The organism is Methylobacterium terricola (assembly GCF_006151805.1).
GTDB lineage: Bacteria > Pseudomonadota > Alphaproteobacteria > Rhizobiales > Beijerinckiaceae > Methylobacterium > Methylobacterium terricola.
The window spans coordinates 36,792-51,953 of record NZ_VDDA01000030.1 but is presented as its reverse complement, the minus strand read 5'-3'; the positions used below and the strand labels follow the sequence as shown (position 1 = coordinate 51,953).

The 15,162-nt window shown below is 71.3% G+C and carries 11 protein-coding genes; 6 read left to right on the top strand and 5 right to left on the bottom strand.

From position 1 onward, the window contains the following. Positions 1-111: 111 nt before the first annotated feature. The 3 genes from FF100_RS31320 to FF100_RS31310 form a co-directional block, all read right to left on the bottom strand. Positions 112-723 (bottom strand): protein-L-isoaspartate O-methyltransferase family protein, encoded by a 612-nt coding sequence (locus FF100_RS31320; protein ID WP_139039949.1) that lies wholly within the window; start codon positions 721-723, stop codon positions 112-114. A gap of 745 nt (positions 724-1,468) precedes the next feature. Then, positions 1,469-2,236, bottom strand: a complete 768-nt coding sequence (locus FF100_RS31315) for an EAL domain-containing protein (RefSeq protein ID WP_139039948.1) — start codon at positions 2,234-2,236, stop codon at positions 1,469-1,471. 104 nt (positions 2,237-2,340) lie between these two features. After that, on the bottom strand, positions 2,341-2,913 hold the full coding sequence (locus tag FF100_RS31310) for a cupin domain-containing protein (protein WP_246102586.1): 573 nt from the start codon (positions 2,911-2,913) through the stop codon (positions 2,341-2,343). Positions 2,914-3,078: 165 nt separating this feature from the next. Here FF100_RS31310 and FF100_RS31305 point away from each other — a divergent pair, with 165 nt between their 5' ends. From FF100_RS31305 to FF100_RS31290, 4 genes are read left to right on the top strand one after another with little or no spacing between them, the layout of a single operon-like run. Next, entirely contained in the window at positions 3,079-3,858 is a 780-nt protein-coding gene (locus tag FF100_RS31305; protein ID WP_139039953.1) for an ABC transporter substrate-binding protein, read from the top strand. A 16-nt stretch (positions 3,859-3,874) separates the two neighbouring features. Beyond that, positions 3,875-4,528, top strand: a complete 654-nt coding sequence (locus FF100_RS31300; protein ID WP_139039946.1) for an amino acid ABC transporter permease — start codon at positions 3,875-3,877, stop codon at positions 4,526-4,528. Next, positions 4,525-5,256: an amino acid ABC transporter ATP-binding protein gene (locus tag FF100_RS31295; RefSeq protein ID WP_139039945.1), complete on the top strand. Its 732-nt coding sequence runs from the start codon at positions 4,525-4,527 to the stop codon at positions 5,254-5,256. The genes FF100_RS31300 and FF100_RS31295 overlap by 4 nt, the downstream gene beginning before the upstream one ends. An 11-nt stretch (positions 5,257-5,267) precedes the next feature. Further along, on the top strand, positions 5,268-6,554 hold the full coding sequence (locus FF100_RS31290; protein ID WP_139039944.1) for an NAD(P)/FAD-dependent oxidoreductase: 1,287 nt from the start codon (positions 5,268-5,270) through the stop codon (positions 6,552-6,554). A gap of 209 nt (positions 6,555-6,763) precedes the next feature. On the opposite strand, the gene FF100_RS31285 is transcribed toward FF100_RS31290, so the two are convergent. Both FF100_RS31285 and FF100_RS31280 read right to left on the bottom strand, forming a co-directional pair. Then, positions 6,764-9,481 carry a bifunctional diguanylate cyclase/phosphodiesterase gene (locus FF100_RS31285; protein ID WP_139039943.1) on the bottom strand — a complete coding sequence of 906 codons (2,718 nt, stop codon included), beginning with the start codon at positions 9,479-9,481 and terminating at the stop codon, positions 6,764-6,766. Positions 9,482-9,931: 450 nt separating this feature from the next. Then, positions 9,932-12,319, bottom strand: coding sequence for an EAL domain-containing protein (locus tag FF100_RS31280; protein ID WP_171070403.1), 2,388 nt, complete (start codon positions 12,317-12,319; stop codon positions 9,932-9,934). 354 nt (positions 12,320-12,673) lie between these two features. Between FF100_RS31280 and FF100_RS31275 the strand changes: the two genes are divergently transcribed. Together FF100_RS31275 and FF100_RS31270 are read left to right on the top strand one after the other, a co-directional pair. Further along, on the top strand, positions 12,674-13,909 hold the full coding sequence (locus FF100_RS31275; RefSeq protein WP_139039941.1) for an ABC transporter substrate-binding protein: 1,236 nt from the start codon (positions 12,674-12,676) through the stop codon (positions 13,907-13,909). A gap of 5 nt (positions 13,910-13,914) precedes the next feature. Continuing rightward, positions 13,915-15,141, top strand: coding sequence for a cytochrome P450 (locus FF100_RS31270; RefSeq protein ID WP_139039940.1), 1,227 nt, complete (start codon positions 13,915-13,917; stop codon positions 15,139-15,141). Positions 15,142-15,162 lie beyond the last annotated feature (21 nt).

The following is a 15,162-nucleotide window of genomic DNA, read 5'->3' as shown; positions in this document are numbered from 1 at the left end:
CGACGATAGCGGACAGGCGCGTCAGGTCGGCGGCGCTGGGGATCACACAGACAGTCTGAGCCATGCCTCAGACTCGCATGCCTCATGCCCCCTGTGAATCCTCTGAATGCGTCAATGCACTAGCTGCTTCGATGGGCGCCAAGGAAAGACGATCCGCCCGCCGGGCCGTAGCGCCTTCAACCACCGACCGGGCGGTGAGACGACGCCGGCATTGACGTAGATCACGTCGCAATCCGGCAGGGGCAGTTCCGTTGCATCCCCCTGCACGACAGTCACGCCCTCGAACGGCGCGAGGTTGTCGAATGCGCGGCGTGCCAGCGCCGGTTCGATCTCGAAGGCGTGCACGCGTCCGTTCGGCAGGGCCAGCATCGACAGGAGAGCGGTATAATATCCGGCTCCCGCTCCAATGTGGACGAGGGTCTCCCCCTTTTTTGGAGCGACCGCTCCGATCCAGCGCGCGTGCAGGAATGGTTCGCCGTTGTTGATCCCCTTGGCGGCATCGAGGGCAACGAGGCAGTTCTGGTAGACGAAGATCGGATTGGCGCTCGGTGTTTCGACGTATCGCTCGTTGACCATGATCTTCCATGGCCCGGCACCGAGAAAAGCCTCTCGTGGAACGATTTCGAAGGCACGTTCGAGCCGCGGATCATCGGAGCCGCTGGCGACGGCCATAAGCCTCGCGTGGAAGGCACGCACCTCGTCGGCGTTGCGATGCTTGTCCATGGGGCGGTCAACGTCTGCTTCGATCGCGATCCTGCCCTAAAGCCGTCAGACTGCAACCCCCAACCGGCTGCAGACCTCGGCCTCATCGAGAGCCGAGAAGCGGACCGTCCGGGGCCCGTACTGATTCCCAGGCCGCGTGAAAACTCGGACGTACCCGAAGGTGTACAACAATCCTCTGCGCAGCAGCCGTCCGAGCACCCTGAAAGGCGGCAAAGATGCCGCCAGGTTCCTAAGATGTACGAGAATAGATCTGTCTACGACATCCGCATTTTTTCACAGCTTCGGCCGAAAGCGGCCCTCTCCATGATCGAACCGATCGGATCTCGACCCGAGATCTGACGCTCGACGGCAAGCGCCGTCTCATACCCTCGCGCCTTGGCGTCGACACGTCGATGCCAAGGCATCCGGCGCATCAGCGCCGGCGCCCGTTCGAAGGCGCGGCGGTATCAGAGGGGCCTCAATCGAGGCAGCGACGCGCCTGCGGCGCGTTCTCGCGCACGCGGTTGAGCAAAGTCTCGAACAAGGCGGTCCGACCGGGTCGAAGCGGACGCCCGCGCCGCTCACGACGGCGTCGGTCGCCGAACAGCCCGACCGGACGGTGGTCCGCCCCGGGGGATTCGCCAAGCCCGACCCGTCACCGTCCTCTCCGGCAAGGCACCGTCCGCATCGCCAGGCGACCGGACGGGACACGGACCGCTCCGTGAAGGCCCCGGTCGCCGCGCCGAGACCGACCGGCCCTGCCGCGTCACGCCGCCCGCCGCGCCTCCGGCAGGCTCAGCTCCGGCAAAGCCGCCACCGCCGGCCGGGCGAACAGGTAGCCCTGGAACAGGGTGATGCCGGCCTCGCGCAGGGCGGCGAGCTCCTCCGCCGTCTCGACGCCTTCCGCGATCACCGCGACGCCGAGCGCCCGGGCGATGCCGATCACCCCCGACACGATCACCTGCCGGGCCGGCGACTCGGCGATGCCGCGGATCAGCTCCATGTCGAGCTTGATCAGGTCGGGCTGGAACCGCGCCAGCAGGCCGAGGCCCGCATAGCCGGCGCCGAAATCGTCCAGAGCGGTGAGGAAGCCGCGCTGGCGGTAATCGGCGACGATGCGCTGGACGTGGGCCACGTCGGTCATGCGCTCGTTCTCGGTGAACTCGAACATGATCCGCTGATGCGCGAAGCCGATCCGCCGCGCCGCCTCCAGGGTGGCGCGGATGCAGGCCGCCGGCTCGTAGACCGCGTTCGGCAGGAAGTTGATCGACAGCCGCACGTCGCCGGCCGGAAACAACCCGCCGGCCAGCTCGATCGCCTTGGTGCGGCAGGCCTGGTCGAAGCGGTAGCGGTTGTCGTCGTTGACTTGGCCGAGGATGTATCCGGCCCCCTGGCCCTCGGTGCCGCGCACCAGCGCCTCGTAACCCCACACGCCGCCTGTCGCGACATCGACGATCGGGTGGAACGCCATCGTGAAGGCGAAGGGCAGCGGCTCGCCGCTCCTGCACTGCCCGCACCCGCTCTGCCTGGTCATCATGCCGCTCCGGTCCCGTCGGCGGACACCCTCCCCGAGCGTCCTTCACACATCGTAAAACCGGAGCGCGAATTCTTGCATGGGAGGGGGGTTCCGCCGGTGCGTCACGGTTTCGGCACGGCGTTGACCCAGAGGACCACGGTCGGCCGGTCGGGGGACGGGTTGCGGTAGCGGTGCGGGCGCCGGCTGGCGAAGCGGAAGCTGTCGCCGGGCCCGAGCTCCGCCATCACCCCCTCGACCGTGAGGACGAGGGCGCCCTCCATCACCAGCCCGGCCTCCTCGCCGTCATGGACCAGGGGTTCGTCGCCGGTGCCGGCGAGCGGCGCGAGCTGCATCTGGAACAGGCTCAGGCTGCCGTCGCCCCGCGTCAGCAACTGCTTGGTGATGCCGGCGCGCCAGAGGGTGAGCGCCGCCCGCGCTCCGGCCCGGGTGACGATCCCGTCGGCGGCCGGCTCCTCCGGCCCGCCGAACAGGGCGCCGAGGCCGACCCCGAGGAGGTCGGCGACCCGGGTCAGCGCCCGCAGCGACGGCGAGGACAGGCCGCGCTCGACCTGGCTGAGATAGCCGATCGACAGTCCGGTCCGCCCCGCCACCGCCTTCAGCGACAGGCCGCGCGCCTGCCGCAAGCCGCGCAGGCGCTGCCCGACCGCCCGGTCGGCGGCGGGACCGGCCGTCATCGCCTCGGCCGCGTCCTGCTCGTTTGGTGATCCGTCTGCCGCCTGTTTCATGTGCATGAAATTTGATTGCGTGACGCAGCGAATTATGGCCTGATGTTCATGTCAATGAAATTTATCGGGTTGGGGCGGCGCGCCGCGGACCACCTCCAGGGGGAGCAGAGGATGATGAGGCGTCTGGTTCTGGCCGCGGGCGCGGCCCTGGTGCTGCTCGCGGGCTCAGGCCTGGCCCGCCCGGCCCTGGCGCAGGAGACGGTCCGGGTCGGCTCAACCCCGACGGGCGTCCCCTTCACCTTCCTCGACACAAAGACCAACACCATCCAGGGCGTGATGGTGGACGTGATCACCGCCATCGGCAAGCAGGCGGGCTTCTCGGTCCAGATCGAGCCGTTCCAGTTCTCGACCCTGATCGCGGCGCTCACGGCGAAGAAGATCGACGTGATCTCGGCCGCGATGTTCATCACGCCGCCGCGCAAGGAGGTGATCGCGTTCTCCGACCCGGTCTACACCTACGGCGAGGGGCTGGTGGTGCCGAAGGCCGACACCAAGGCCTACACGGCGTTTGCCGACCTCAAGGGCGAGACGGTGGGCGCCCAGGTCGGCACCGCCTTCGTCGACGCGCTCAAGAAGTCGGGCGAGTTCGGCGAGGTGAAGGTCTACGACACCTTCCCCGACATGCTGCGGGACGTGAATGCCGGCCGGGTCAAGGCGGTGTTCGCCGATGCGCCGATTATCGCCTACAACCTCAAGAGCGGCAACTTCCCCAACGCCCATCTGGTCGCGTCGTACAAGCCGGTGGTCGTCGGCTCGGTCGGCATCGGCGTGCGCAAGGACGACACGGCGTTGCTCGCCAAGATCAACGCCGGCCTTGCCAAGATCAAGGAGAGCGGGGAACTCGCCAAGATCCTGGAGAAGTGGGGCCTGCAGCCCTCCGTGAACCCGTCCTGACCGGACGCGCCGTCCCATGGACAGTTTTCTCGCCGACGCCCGCGAGTTCGTTCCGATCCTGCTCCAGGGCGTGTGGCTGACGGTCCTGATCACGGCGGGCTCGCTCGTGGTCTCGACCGCCCTGGGCCTGGTCTGGGCGATGATGCGGGTCTCGGGCGTGCGCGCCCTCTCGTTCTTCGCCGCGACCTTCATCAACGTGATCCGGGGCATCCCGATCATCGTGCAGCTGTTCTACATCTACTTCGTGCTGCCGGATTACGGGGTATCGCTCACGGCGGTGCAGGCCGGCGTGCTGGGCCTGGGCCTCGCCTACTCGGCCTACCAGGCCGAGAACTTCCGCGCCGCCATCGAGGCGATCGACAAGGGCCAGGTCGAGGCGGCGCAGACCATCGGCATGGGCTGGGGGCTGACCATGCGGCGGGTGCTGCTGCCGCAGGCCTTCCGCACCGCCCTGCCGCCCTTCGGCAACGTGATGATCATGATGCTGAAGGATTCCTCGCAGGCCTCGACCATCACGGTGGCGGAGCTCGCCCTCCAGGGCAAGCTCATCGCCTCGGCGACGTTCAAGAACACCAGCGTCTTCACCCTCGTCGCCCTGATGTACCTGACCCTGAGCCTGCCGCTGATCCTGATCGTGCGCCACTTCGAGAAGCAGGCGGGCCGGCGATGATCGTGCTCGACGACGTCCGCAAGTCCTACGGGGCGCTCGCCGTCCTCAAGGGCATCACCGCCCAGGTCTCGAAGGGCGAGGTGGTCTGCGTGATCGGGCCGTCGGGCTCGGGCAAGTCGACGGTGCTGCGCTGCATCAACGGGCTCGAATCCTACGATGCCGGCACGATCACGGTGAATGGCCGCACGGTCGACCGGTCCGACCGCTCGATCCGGGCCGTCCGGGTCGAGGTCTCGATGGTGTTCCAGCGCTTCAACCTGTTCCCGCACCGCACGGCGCTCGAGAACGTCATCGAGGGGCCGATCTACGTGAAGGGCGAGGACCGGAAGGAGGCGACCGAGCGCGGCCGGGCGCTGCTCGCCCGGGTCGGCCTCGCCGGCAAGGAGGCGGCGCACCCGCCGCAGCTCTCCGGCGGCCAGCAGCAGCGGGTTGCCATCGCCCGGGCGCTCGCGATGCGGCCCGAGGCGATCCTGTTCGACGAGCCGACCTCGGCCCTCGATCCGGAGCTCGTCGGCGAGGTGCTGGGCACGATGCGTCAGCTCGCCGAGGAGGGCATGACGATGGTCGTCGTCACCCACGAGATGGGCTTTGCCCGCGAGGTCGCCGACCGGGTGCTGTTCCTCGACGGCGGCGTGATCGTTGAGCAGGGCGCCGCCCGCGAGGTGCTGGGCCGGCCGCAACAGCCCCGCACCCAGGATTTCCTGAGACGGGTGCTGAACCCGCTGTGACGAGTGCGTCGATGACCGAACCCTTCCCCCTCGGGCCCGCCCTCTGGGCCACCACCGCGTCGCCGGCGCCCGCGACCGCGCCGCTGACCGAGTCCGGCCGGGCCGACGTGGTGGTGATCGGCGGCGGCTTCTGCGGCCTGTCGACGGCGCTCCACCTCGCCGAAGCCGGGCTGAGGCCGGTGGTGCTGGAGGCGCGCGAGATCGGCTTCGGCGGGTCGGGCCGCAACGGCGGCCAGGTGATCCCGGGCCTCAAGCACGATCCCGACGAACTGGTGCGGATGTTCGGGCCCGAGCGCGGCGAGCGCCTCGCCGCCTTCGGGGCCGGCACCGCCGACGCGGTGTTCGACCTGATCGCGAAGCACCGGATGGACGTGCCCCACACCCGCACCGGCTGGATCCAGGGCGCCCACACCGCCGAGGGGCTGGCCCAGGCCGAGAAGCGGGCCGAGCAATGGGCGCGGCGCGGGGCGCCGACCCGCCTCCTCGACAAGGACGAGGCCGGCCGGCTGATCGGCAGCGAGCGCTATCGCGGCGGCTGGCTCGACGGGCGCGGCGGCGCGGTGCAGCCGCTCTCCTACGCCCGCGGCCTCGCGCGTGCGGCGCTCGCGGCCGGCGCCCGGATCCACACCGACACCCCGGTGACCGGCTTGTCCCGCCAGGGTGAGACCTGGACGGTGCGGACCGCATCGGGCCCGAGCCTGACCACCGAGCGGGTGGTGCTCTGCACCAACGGCTATTCGGGCGAGCTGTGGCCGAACCTCCGCCGGACCATCATCGCGGCCAATTCCTTCCAGGTCGCCACGACCCCGCTCTCGGACAACCTGCGCCGCAGCGTCCTCCCCGAGGGCCAGGTCTCGTCCGACACCCGCAAGCTGCTGCTGTATTTCCGTCTCGACCATACCGGCCGGCTGCTGCTCGGCGGGCGCGGGCCGTTCCGCGAGCCGAAGGGCGCCGCCGACTGGGCGCATCTGGAGCGGATCGTCCCGAAGCTGTTCCCGCAGCTCGCCGGCATCGGCTTCGACCATCGCTGGTGCGGCCGGGTCGCGGTCACCCGGGACTACCTGCCCCACCTGCACGCGCCCGAGCCCGGCCTGCTGATCGATATCGGCTGCCAGGGCCGTGGCGTCGGCCTCCAGACCCGCATGGGCCAGGCGATCGCCCGGTACATCGCCGGCGGCGACGGCGACGCCCTGCCGATCGCCCCGACCCCGATCACGCCCCTGCCGCTGCACGGGCTGCACCGGCTCTACGCCTCGGCGGTGGTGGCCTGGTACCGGTTCCAGGATGGGGGATTGTGAGGGCGGGCCCCATAGGATGCCGGGCCGGCATGTCTGACATCACGGCTCGGTCAGGATAAGCCGGCCGTCACCCTCTCCCGCATGAACGCAGCGACGCGGAAGGCGAGCGGAGGATGAGGGCCGACGGCCCGTTCGTCCACCGCACGCAGGCGCCACCCGACATCGTTTCACGCGGGGGCCGGGCACAGCTCCGCGCCGTCCCCCGCAAATCACCCGTGCGACCGGCGCCGAGGCGCCCCATCGGGCACGGCCCGCACCGGGCGGACCGCCCCGCCTCCCGGCATGCCCGCGCGCAAGTCCCCGAGCGGGCAGGGCCGGCCGAACAGGTAGCCCTGCAGCTCGTCGCAGCCGACCGCGCGCAGGAGCGCGGCCTGGGCCTCGGTCTCGACGCCCTCCGCCAGCACGATCATGCCGAGCGCCTTGCCGAGGCCGACCGTGGCGCGGACGATCTCGTCGCTGGCGCCCTCCTCGCCGGCGCCTTTGCCGAGGCTCGCCACGAAGCTGCGGTCGATCTTGATCTTGTCGAAGGGGAAGCGGCGCAGGTAGCTCAGGGACGAGTAGCCGGTGCCGAAATCGTCCATCGCGGTGCTGACCCCGAGGGCGCGCAGGCGGTGCAGGACCGTCAGGGTGGCTTCGTCGTCCTGGAGCAGCACCGATTCGGTGATCTCGAGCTCGAGCCGCCCGGCCGGCAGGCCGCTCGCCGCCAGCGCCTGCGCGACCTCCTCGACGAGGGAATCGCCGACGAACTGCGCCGGCGAGAGGTTCACCGCGACCTTGATCCCGGCCGGCCAGCTGGCGGCGTCGATGCAGGCCCGGCCGAGGGCCCAGGCGCCAAGCCGGCGGATCTGCCCGGTCGCCTCGGCGATCGGGATGAACTCGCCCGGGCTGACGAAGCCCTCGCGCGGGTGGCGCCAGCGCAGCAGCGCCTCGTAGGCCCGCACCTCCGCCCCGTCGGCGGCGACGATCGGCTGGTAGTGGAGGTCGAGCTGCCCCGCGGCGAGGGCGCAGCGCAGGTCGGCGCCGAGCTGCCGGCGCCGCTGCAGGTCCGCATCCATCGCGGGATCGAAGAAGCGCCAGCCGTTCCGCCCCGCGGCCTTGGCCTGGTAGAGCGCGACATCGGCCCGGCGCAGCAGCTCGGCGGTCGTGGTGGCGGCGTCCTCCGTCAGCGCGAGGCCGATCGAGGTGCCGATGCCGACCTCGTGGCCCTGGACCTCGAACGGCTGCCGCAGGAGCCGGACGATGCGCTCGGCCAAGGCCGCCACCCCGGCCGGGTGCGAGGGGGCGCAGCGCATGACCGCGAACTCGTCGCCGCCGAGGCGCGCGACGAGGGCGGTGGCGCCAACCGCCTCCTGCAGGCGCCGGGCCACGAGGCGCAGCAGATCGTCGCCGACCGGATGGCCGTAGGTGTCGTTGACCTCCTTGAAGCCGTCGAGGTCGAGGCAGAGCACGCTCACCGCCTCGTCGGCGCCCCGGCCGGCCAGCGCGGCGTCGAGCCGCTCCTGGAGCCGGCTGCGGTTCGGCAGCCCGGTCAGGCCGTCATGGCCGGCCATGTGGGCGATGCGGGCTTCCGCGCGGCGCCGTTCGGTCACGTCCTCGTGGGTGCAGATCCAGCCGCCCCCCGGGATCGGCACGTGCACGACGGCGACGGCGCGGCCGTCGGCGAGGTCGCAGGTGAAGCTCTCGGGACGGCGGCCGGCGGCGATGCGGGCGCAGGCCGCCACCAGCCGCTCCGCCCGCGTGCCGTCCGCGCTCAGATGGGCGAGCAGGGCGGCGACCGGCGTGCCCCGCCGGCGCAGGGACGCCGGCACCGCGTGCATCTGCGCGTAGCGGTCGTTCATCACGATCAGCCGATCGTCGCCATCGTACAGGCATAGCCCCTGGGTCATGTGGTCGAGGGCGATGCCGAACTGGGCGTGCTGGGCGCTGAGCTCCCGCTCACTGCGCTCCCGCATCTCGGCGGCCGCCCGGGCGGCCTCGGCCTCGGCGAGCCGCGCCTGGGCCCGCAACTGGCGCAGGCCGAGGAGCACCAGCCCGGCGAGTCCGAGATCGAGCAGCAGGGCGGCGACGCCGATGACCCAGGCCTGCTGGCGCCAATCGTCGAGGCTCGCCTGCGCGGAGCGGCTGACGCCGAGGATCAGGGGATAGCGCGCCAGGGCCCTGGCGCCCGAGATCCGGTCCTCGCCGTCGATCGGGCTGATGGTGCGCATCACGCCGCCCGCCGTGCTCGCGCGGGTGATCCTCAGGGGCGCGGCGGTCGCGAAGGATTGCCCGACCGCGCCGTCGAGCTTGGGATGGCGGACGAGGAGCGTGCCGTCGTCGCGGAAGACCGAGACGACGTAGTCGGGGGCCGGCGCGATCGCCCCGTAGAGCCGCTCGAAATAGCCAAGCTCGACGGCGCCGAGCACGAGGCCGAGGAAGCTGCCGTCCGGGGCGCGCACCTTGCGGGCGATGTAGATCGTCCAGGCCCCGTCGCCGCGGTTCTGCACCGGCCGGCCGATATAGCGATCGAGGGCGGGATCGGCCGACAGGGCCTTGAAGTAGTCCCGGTCGGCGATGTTGACCTTCGGGATCGGCCAGTAGCGGCTGAAGTTCAGGAGGTTGCCGTGCCGGTCGATCACCGTCACGGCGTTCACCTGCGGCAGGGCGCCGATCCGCGTCTTCAGCACCTCGTGCAGGGCCTGCTGCCCGGCCTGTACGGCGTAATCGGCCTCGGTGACGACCTTGGCGCTGCGGAACGTGGCGATCACGTTGTCCTGGACCAGCTCGATCGCCTGCAGCGCCCGGTCGGCCTGGTCGGCAAGCACGGTCGACAAGCCGGCAAGGTTGCGCTCGGTCTCCGTGACGGCCTGGCCGTGCAGCCCGTGCACGAGCAACCCGGCGCCGACCGCGATCGCTGCTGCCAGGACGCCGGCGGACGCGACCACCATCCGGAAGGAGCGGCCGCGCGACGCATCGGACGGCTGTGAAAGGTCGGTCGTCGGGCCCACAGGTCTCGTCTGATCGCTGCGCACGTCAAGGGACCCCGTCTATGCGCCCTCCAGCTTAAGGCCCGATGAAGGCGCGCGGTCGACCGCTCACTTTCTCGACCCCACCCCCAGTATAGCGGCGAGAACCGGTAGCCGGGATCATAAATCGGCGGCATTGACCACAGTCAGATACCGCCCGGGGGAGCGGCGCCATCAAGCCGGCCATGACCAATACAGTGCCGTGCAACCGCCGCAACGCCTCCCCGGGCGCCTGACGCGGCAGGCGCAGGAGACCGGTTCGTCTACCGGGAATCTTCTCGCCGACCGGAACTCCGGCCGGATTCGCGACCCGATTCCTGGCGGGCGCGGCAGGCACGGGCCGGAACTCTCTGACGTAACGTCATCCGAAGCTCACGCCTCCAGCGGCACGGGCTTGCCGAACAGGTAACCCTGCACCTCCGTACAGCCCTCCCGCTGCGCCGCCGCGAGCTGGTCCTCGGTCTCGATGCCCTCGGCGGTGATCGTCGCGCCGAGCTGCGCCCCGATGCCGACCACCGCGCGCACGATCGCCGCCGTGCCGGGATCGGCGATGTCGGCGATGAAGGAGCGGTCGATCTTGATCGTGTCGAAGGGGAAGCGGCGCAGGTAGCTCAGGGACGAGTAGCCGGTGCCGAAATCGTCGAGGGCGATCCGCACCCCGAGGCGGCGCAAAGCCATGAGCAGGTCGGCGGCCTCGCCCTCGATCGGCAGGCTCTCGGTGATCTCGATCTCGAGCCGGTCCGGCCGCAGCCCGGATTCGCGCAGGGCGCCCTGGACGGCGGCGATCAGCGGCCCGTGCCTCACCTGCGCCGCCGAGACGTTGACGGCGACCCGGGTGCCGTCGGGCCAAGCCGCCGCGTCGCGGCAGGCCCGGCGCAGGATCCAGGCGCCGAGGCGGTCGATCAGGCCGGTCTCCTCGGCGAGCGGGATGAAGGAGGCCGGCGGCACCAGCCCGCGGGTCGGGTGGTGCCAGCGCACCAGGGCCTCGCGGCACACGACCCGCCGCTCCGCCGCGGTGACGATCGGCTGGTAGTGCAGCGCGAACTCGCCGCGCTCGAGGCCGAGGCGCAGGTCGAGCTCGAGGCCGTGGCGCTCGGCGACCGCCGCATCCATCGCCGGATCGTAGAGCCGGAAGGTGCTGCGGCCCGCAGCCTTGGCGCCGTAGAGCGCCCGGTCGGCCCGGGCCATCAGGGTGTCGGCATCGCCGCCGTGGCAGGGGGCGAGCACGACGCCGATGCTGACGCCGACATGCATCGCCCGGCCCGCGACGGTGACCGGCGCCTGCATCGCCTCGACGAGGCGGGCGGCCGCCCGCGAGGCCGCCAGGGGATCGGCCCCGGGCAGGAGCACCGCGAACTCGTCGCCGCCGAGCCGCGCGAGCGTGTCCTCGGACCGGAGGACCGCCCGCATCCGCCGGGCGACCTCGCACAGCAGGGTGTCGCCGGCGGCGTGGCCGAGCGTGTCGTTCACCACCTTGAACCGGTCGAGGTCGAGCCACAGGATCGCGCAGGCCTCCCCGCCCAGGAGCGCGTCGAGGCGGGCGCGGAACAGGGTGCGGTTCGGCAGGTCGGTGAGCGCGTCGTGGTCCGCCATGTGGGCGATGCGCCGCTCGGCCTCGCGCCGCGCGGTGACGTCCTCGACCTGGAGCAGGGTCGGGTGGAGCAGGGGCGAGGCTGGATCGGGCGGCAGGGCGAGGCGCACCGCCGAGACCCGGGCCCAGAGCGTCGCTCCGTCCGGACGGCGGAAGCGCATCTCGGTCGGGATCGGTCCGGCCTCCGTGGCCGCGCGGGCGAGGAGTGCCGCGAGGCGGTCCGCCTCCTCGGGCGGCGCCAGGGCGGCGAGGGGCCGTCCGACGAGACCTCCCCCCGTCCCGTCCCCGAGGGCGGAGCGGAAGGCACGGTTCGCCTCGACCAGGATCCCGGCGGCATCGACCACCAGCATCCCGGACGGCGCGTGCTCGATGATGCCGCGGAAATGGCTCGCGCGGCGCGAGGCCTCGGCCTCGGCGGCCCGCAACGCCGCCTGCTCGCGCTTGAGCGCGGTGATGTCGAAATGCACGCCCGTGCGCGCACCGCTCTCGCGTACGTGCTCGATCACCCGGGTCCAGCGGTCACCCGGCAGCGACACCTCGAATGGCGCCCCGGCGAAGAGCAGGGATTCCCGCAAGCGCGCCAGCAGCTGGCCCGGCGCCTCCCCGCCGGCCTCCTGCCAGGCCCGGGCCACCACCGCCTCGAGGGTCAGGCCGACCGCCTCGGCCGGGCCCAGGCCGTAGAGCTGGCCGAACTGCCGGTTGGCCGAGACGATGCGCCCGTCGGCATTCGCCGCCGCGATGCCGTCCGGCGCCCCGCGGGCGGCCTCCGCGGCGGCGGCGGCCGCGGCGGGCGCCGCCTCCCGGGTGATCGGCCGCCACAGCCGCACCCGGCCGATCCCCGGGATGGTCTGGGCCGAGACCCGCAGCCAGGTGCCGCGATGCTCGAACTCGAACGGGCGGCTCTGGGCCTGGTGGCGGGCGATCCCGCTCGCGACGTATTCCTCGACGTAGCGGAACTCGTCGGAGGTCAGGCGGGTGCGGTAGAACCGCAGCAGATTTTCGCGGTAATGCTCGCCGACATGGACGAAGCCGTCATGCTCGGGGAAGAGGTACAGGAAGGTCTGGTTCCAGCCGAGCGTCCGGTCGCTGGCGTCGAACGCGCACAGGCCGATATCGAGGCCGTCGAGCAGGTCGGCGAGGAGATCGAGGCTCGGCTTGGGCTTCAGCATGACTCGAATTTCAGCATGACCGGACTTTCGGAGCGAGCTGGACTTCAGCACGGCGTGGTGTTCCGGCCTGCGGGGACCACGGTGACGCGACGCACCGCTCCCGGTCCGGGCGGCCGGCGAGCCGGGACGACCATGACTTGTTTTACGTCCACGGCCCTTCTGGCATGAACAGATTACCGTCATCCTTGACCCTCGGGTACCATCTTTTCCTCGGAACCGGGCACCGCGCCGGAGCCGGGCGAGACCCGGGCCCTTGCCTCGCCGGCGCGGATGGGCTGTGAAGGGAAGTGACGACACGAAAAGAAGACGAGGCGACCTCGCGCGGGAACGACGCGGGCGCCGGGAGGAGCCGAGATGATCCGTTTCACCACCGCCCTGGGCGGGGCCGCCCTGACGCTCGCGGCGCTCGTCGGACCCCTTGCCGGAGCCCTTGCCGGCCCGGCCGCGGCGCAGATCTCCGACGATGTGGTGCGGATCGGCGTGCTCACCGACCTCTCGGGCCCCTACGCCGATAGCGGCGGGCGCGGCTCGGTGGCGGCCGCCGAGATGGCGGCGCGGGATTTCGGCGGCAGCGTCCGGGGCAAGCCGGTTGAGATCGTCTCGGCCGACCACCAGAACAAGCCCGACGTCGCCTCGAGCCTCGCCCGGCGCTGGTACGACGTCGACAAGGTCGACGCCATCGTCGACCTGCCGGTGACGGCGATCGCGCTCGCCGTCCAGGCGGTCGCCAGGGAGAAGAACCGCACGGTGATGATCACCGCGGCGGCGACCTCCGACCTCACCGCCAAGACCTGCTCGCCCGTCAGCTCGCACTGGACCGACGACACCCACGCGCTCACCGCCGGCACCGCCCGGGCCGTCTTCGAGCGCGGGGGCAAGTCCTGGTACTTCATCACCGTCGACCACGCCTTCGGCCACGCCCTCCAGAAGGAGGCCACCACCGTCGTCGAGTCCCTCGGCGGCAAGGTGCTGGGCACCTCGCGCCACCCGATCAACACCGCCGACTACTCGTCCTTCCTGCTCCAGGCCCAGAGCTCGGGGGCGGACGTGGTCGCCTTCGCCAGCGTGGGCGACGACTTCACCAAGGCGGTCAAGCAGGCCGACGAGTTCGGCCTGACCGGGGGCCGCCAGACGCTCACCGGGTTCCTCGTCTACATCACCGACATCAAGGGCCTCGGCCTGCCGGTCGCCCACGGCCTGACCTTCTCGGAGGCCTTCTACTGGGACCAGAACGAGGCGTCCCGCGCCTTCGCCAAGCGCTTCCAGGAGCGCACCGGCGCGATGCCGACGAAGAACCAGGCGCTGATCTACACGGCCGTCACCCACTACCTGAAGGCGGTCGACAAGGCCGGCACCGACGAGGCGGTGGCGGCCAACGCCGCGATGCGGAGCCTGCCGGTGGCGTTCTTCGACCACCCCGCCACGTTGCGGGCCGACGGACGGCTCCTCTACGACCCCGTGCTCTACCGGGCGAAGGAGCCCGCCGCCTCCAAGGGCCCGTGGGACCTCTACGAGGTGCTGCGCACGATCCCGCAGGGCGAGGCGTTCCTGCCGATGAACCCGGCCTGCGCCCCGAAGGAGCGCGGGTGAACCGGATGGCCGATCCCGCCCTCGTGCAAGGATTCGACCTGCGGCGCCTGCCGGAGGGGTTCATCGCGAACCCCTACCCGGTCTACGCGGCCCTGCGCGCGCACGCCCCGGTCCACCGGATGGGGGACGGGCAGATCCTGCTCTCGCGCCATGTGGATCTCGAGCGGGTCTACAAGGACGCCGCGACGTTCAGCTCGGACAAGACCGTCGAGTTCGGGGCCAAATTCCGCGTGGAGGCGGAGCCCTCCCCGCTCTACCGCCACCACACCACGAGCCTCGTCTTCAACGATCCGCCGCGCCACACCCGGGTCCGGCGCATCATCGCCGGCGCCCTGACGCCGCGGGCGATCGCCGCGATGGAGGCCGGCATCGTCGCGCTGGTCGACCGGCTCCTCGACGCGGCCGAGGCCCGGGGCCGGATCGACCTGATCGAGGATTTCGCCGCCGCGATCCCCGTCGAGGTGATCGGCAACCTGCTCGGCGTGCCGCGGACGGAGCGCGGGCCGTTGCGGGACTGGTCGCTGGCGATCCTCGGCGCCCTCGAACCGGTGCTCCCGGCGGCGGTCGAGGAGGCCGGCAACCGGGCGGTGACCGACTTCCTGGCCTATCTCGACAGCCTCGTCACGGAGCGCCGCAACCGGCCGGGCGACCCCGAGAAGGACATCCTCACCCGCCTGATCCAGGGCGAGGTCGGCGGCGAGCGGCTGTCGCCGGAGGAGCTTCTGCAGAACTGCATCTTCATCCTCAATGCCGGACACGAGACCACCACCAACCTGATCGGCAACGGCCTGCACCTGCTGACCGAGCATCGGGACGCGCGGGCGCGGCTCCTCGCCGAGCCCGACCTGATGCGAAAGGGCGTGGAAGAGGTTCTGCGCTTCGAGAGCTCGAACCAGCTCGGCAACCGCGTCGCGACGACGGATTTCGCGCTCGGCGGGACGGAGTTCCCGGCCGGCACCCAGATCACGCTCTGCATCGGCGCCGCCAACCGCGATCCCGCGCAGTTCCCGGATCCCGACACCTTCGCCGTCGCCCGCGACCCCAACCGCCACCTCGCCTTCGCCAGCGGCATCCACCAATGCGTCGGCATGGCGGTGGCGCGGCTGGAGGGCCGGATCGCGCTCGGGCGCTTCCTCGCCCGCTTCCCGGATTACCGCCTCGACGGCGTGCCGGAGCGCTCGCAACGGGTGCGCTTCCGGGGATTCCTGCGGCTGCCGGCACGGCTGGGGTGACGCTGACCTCAATCGTTTGTG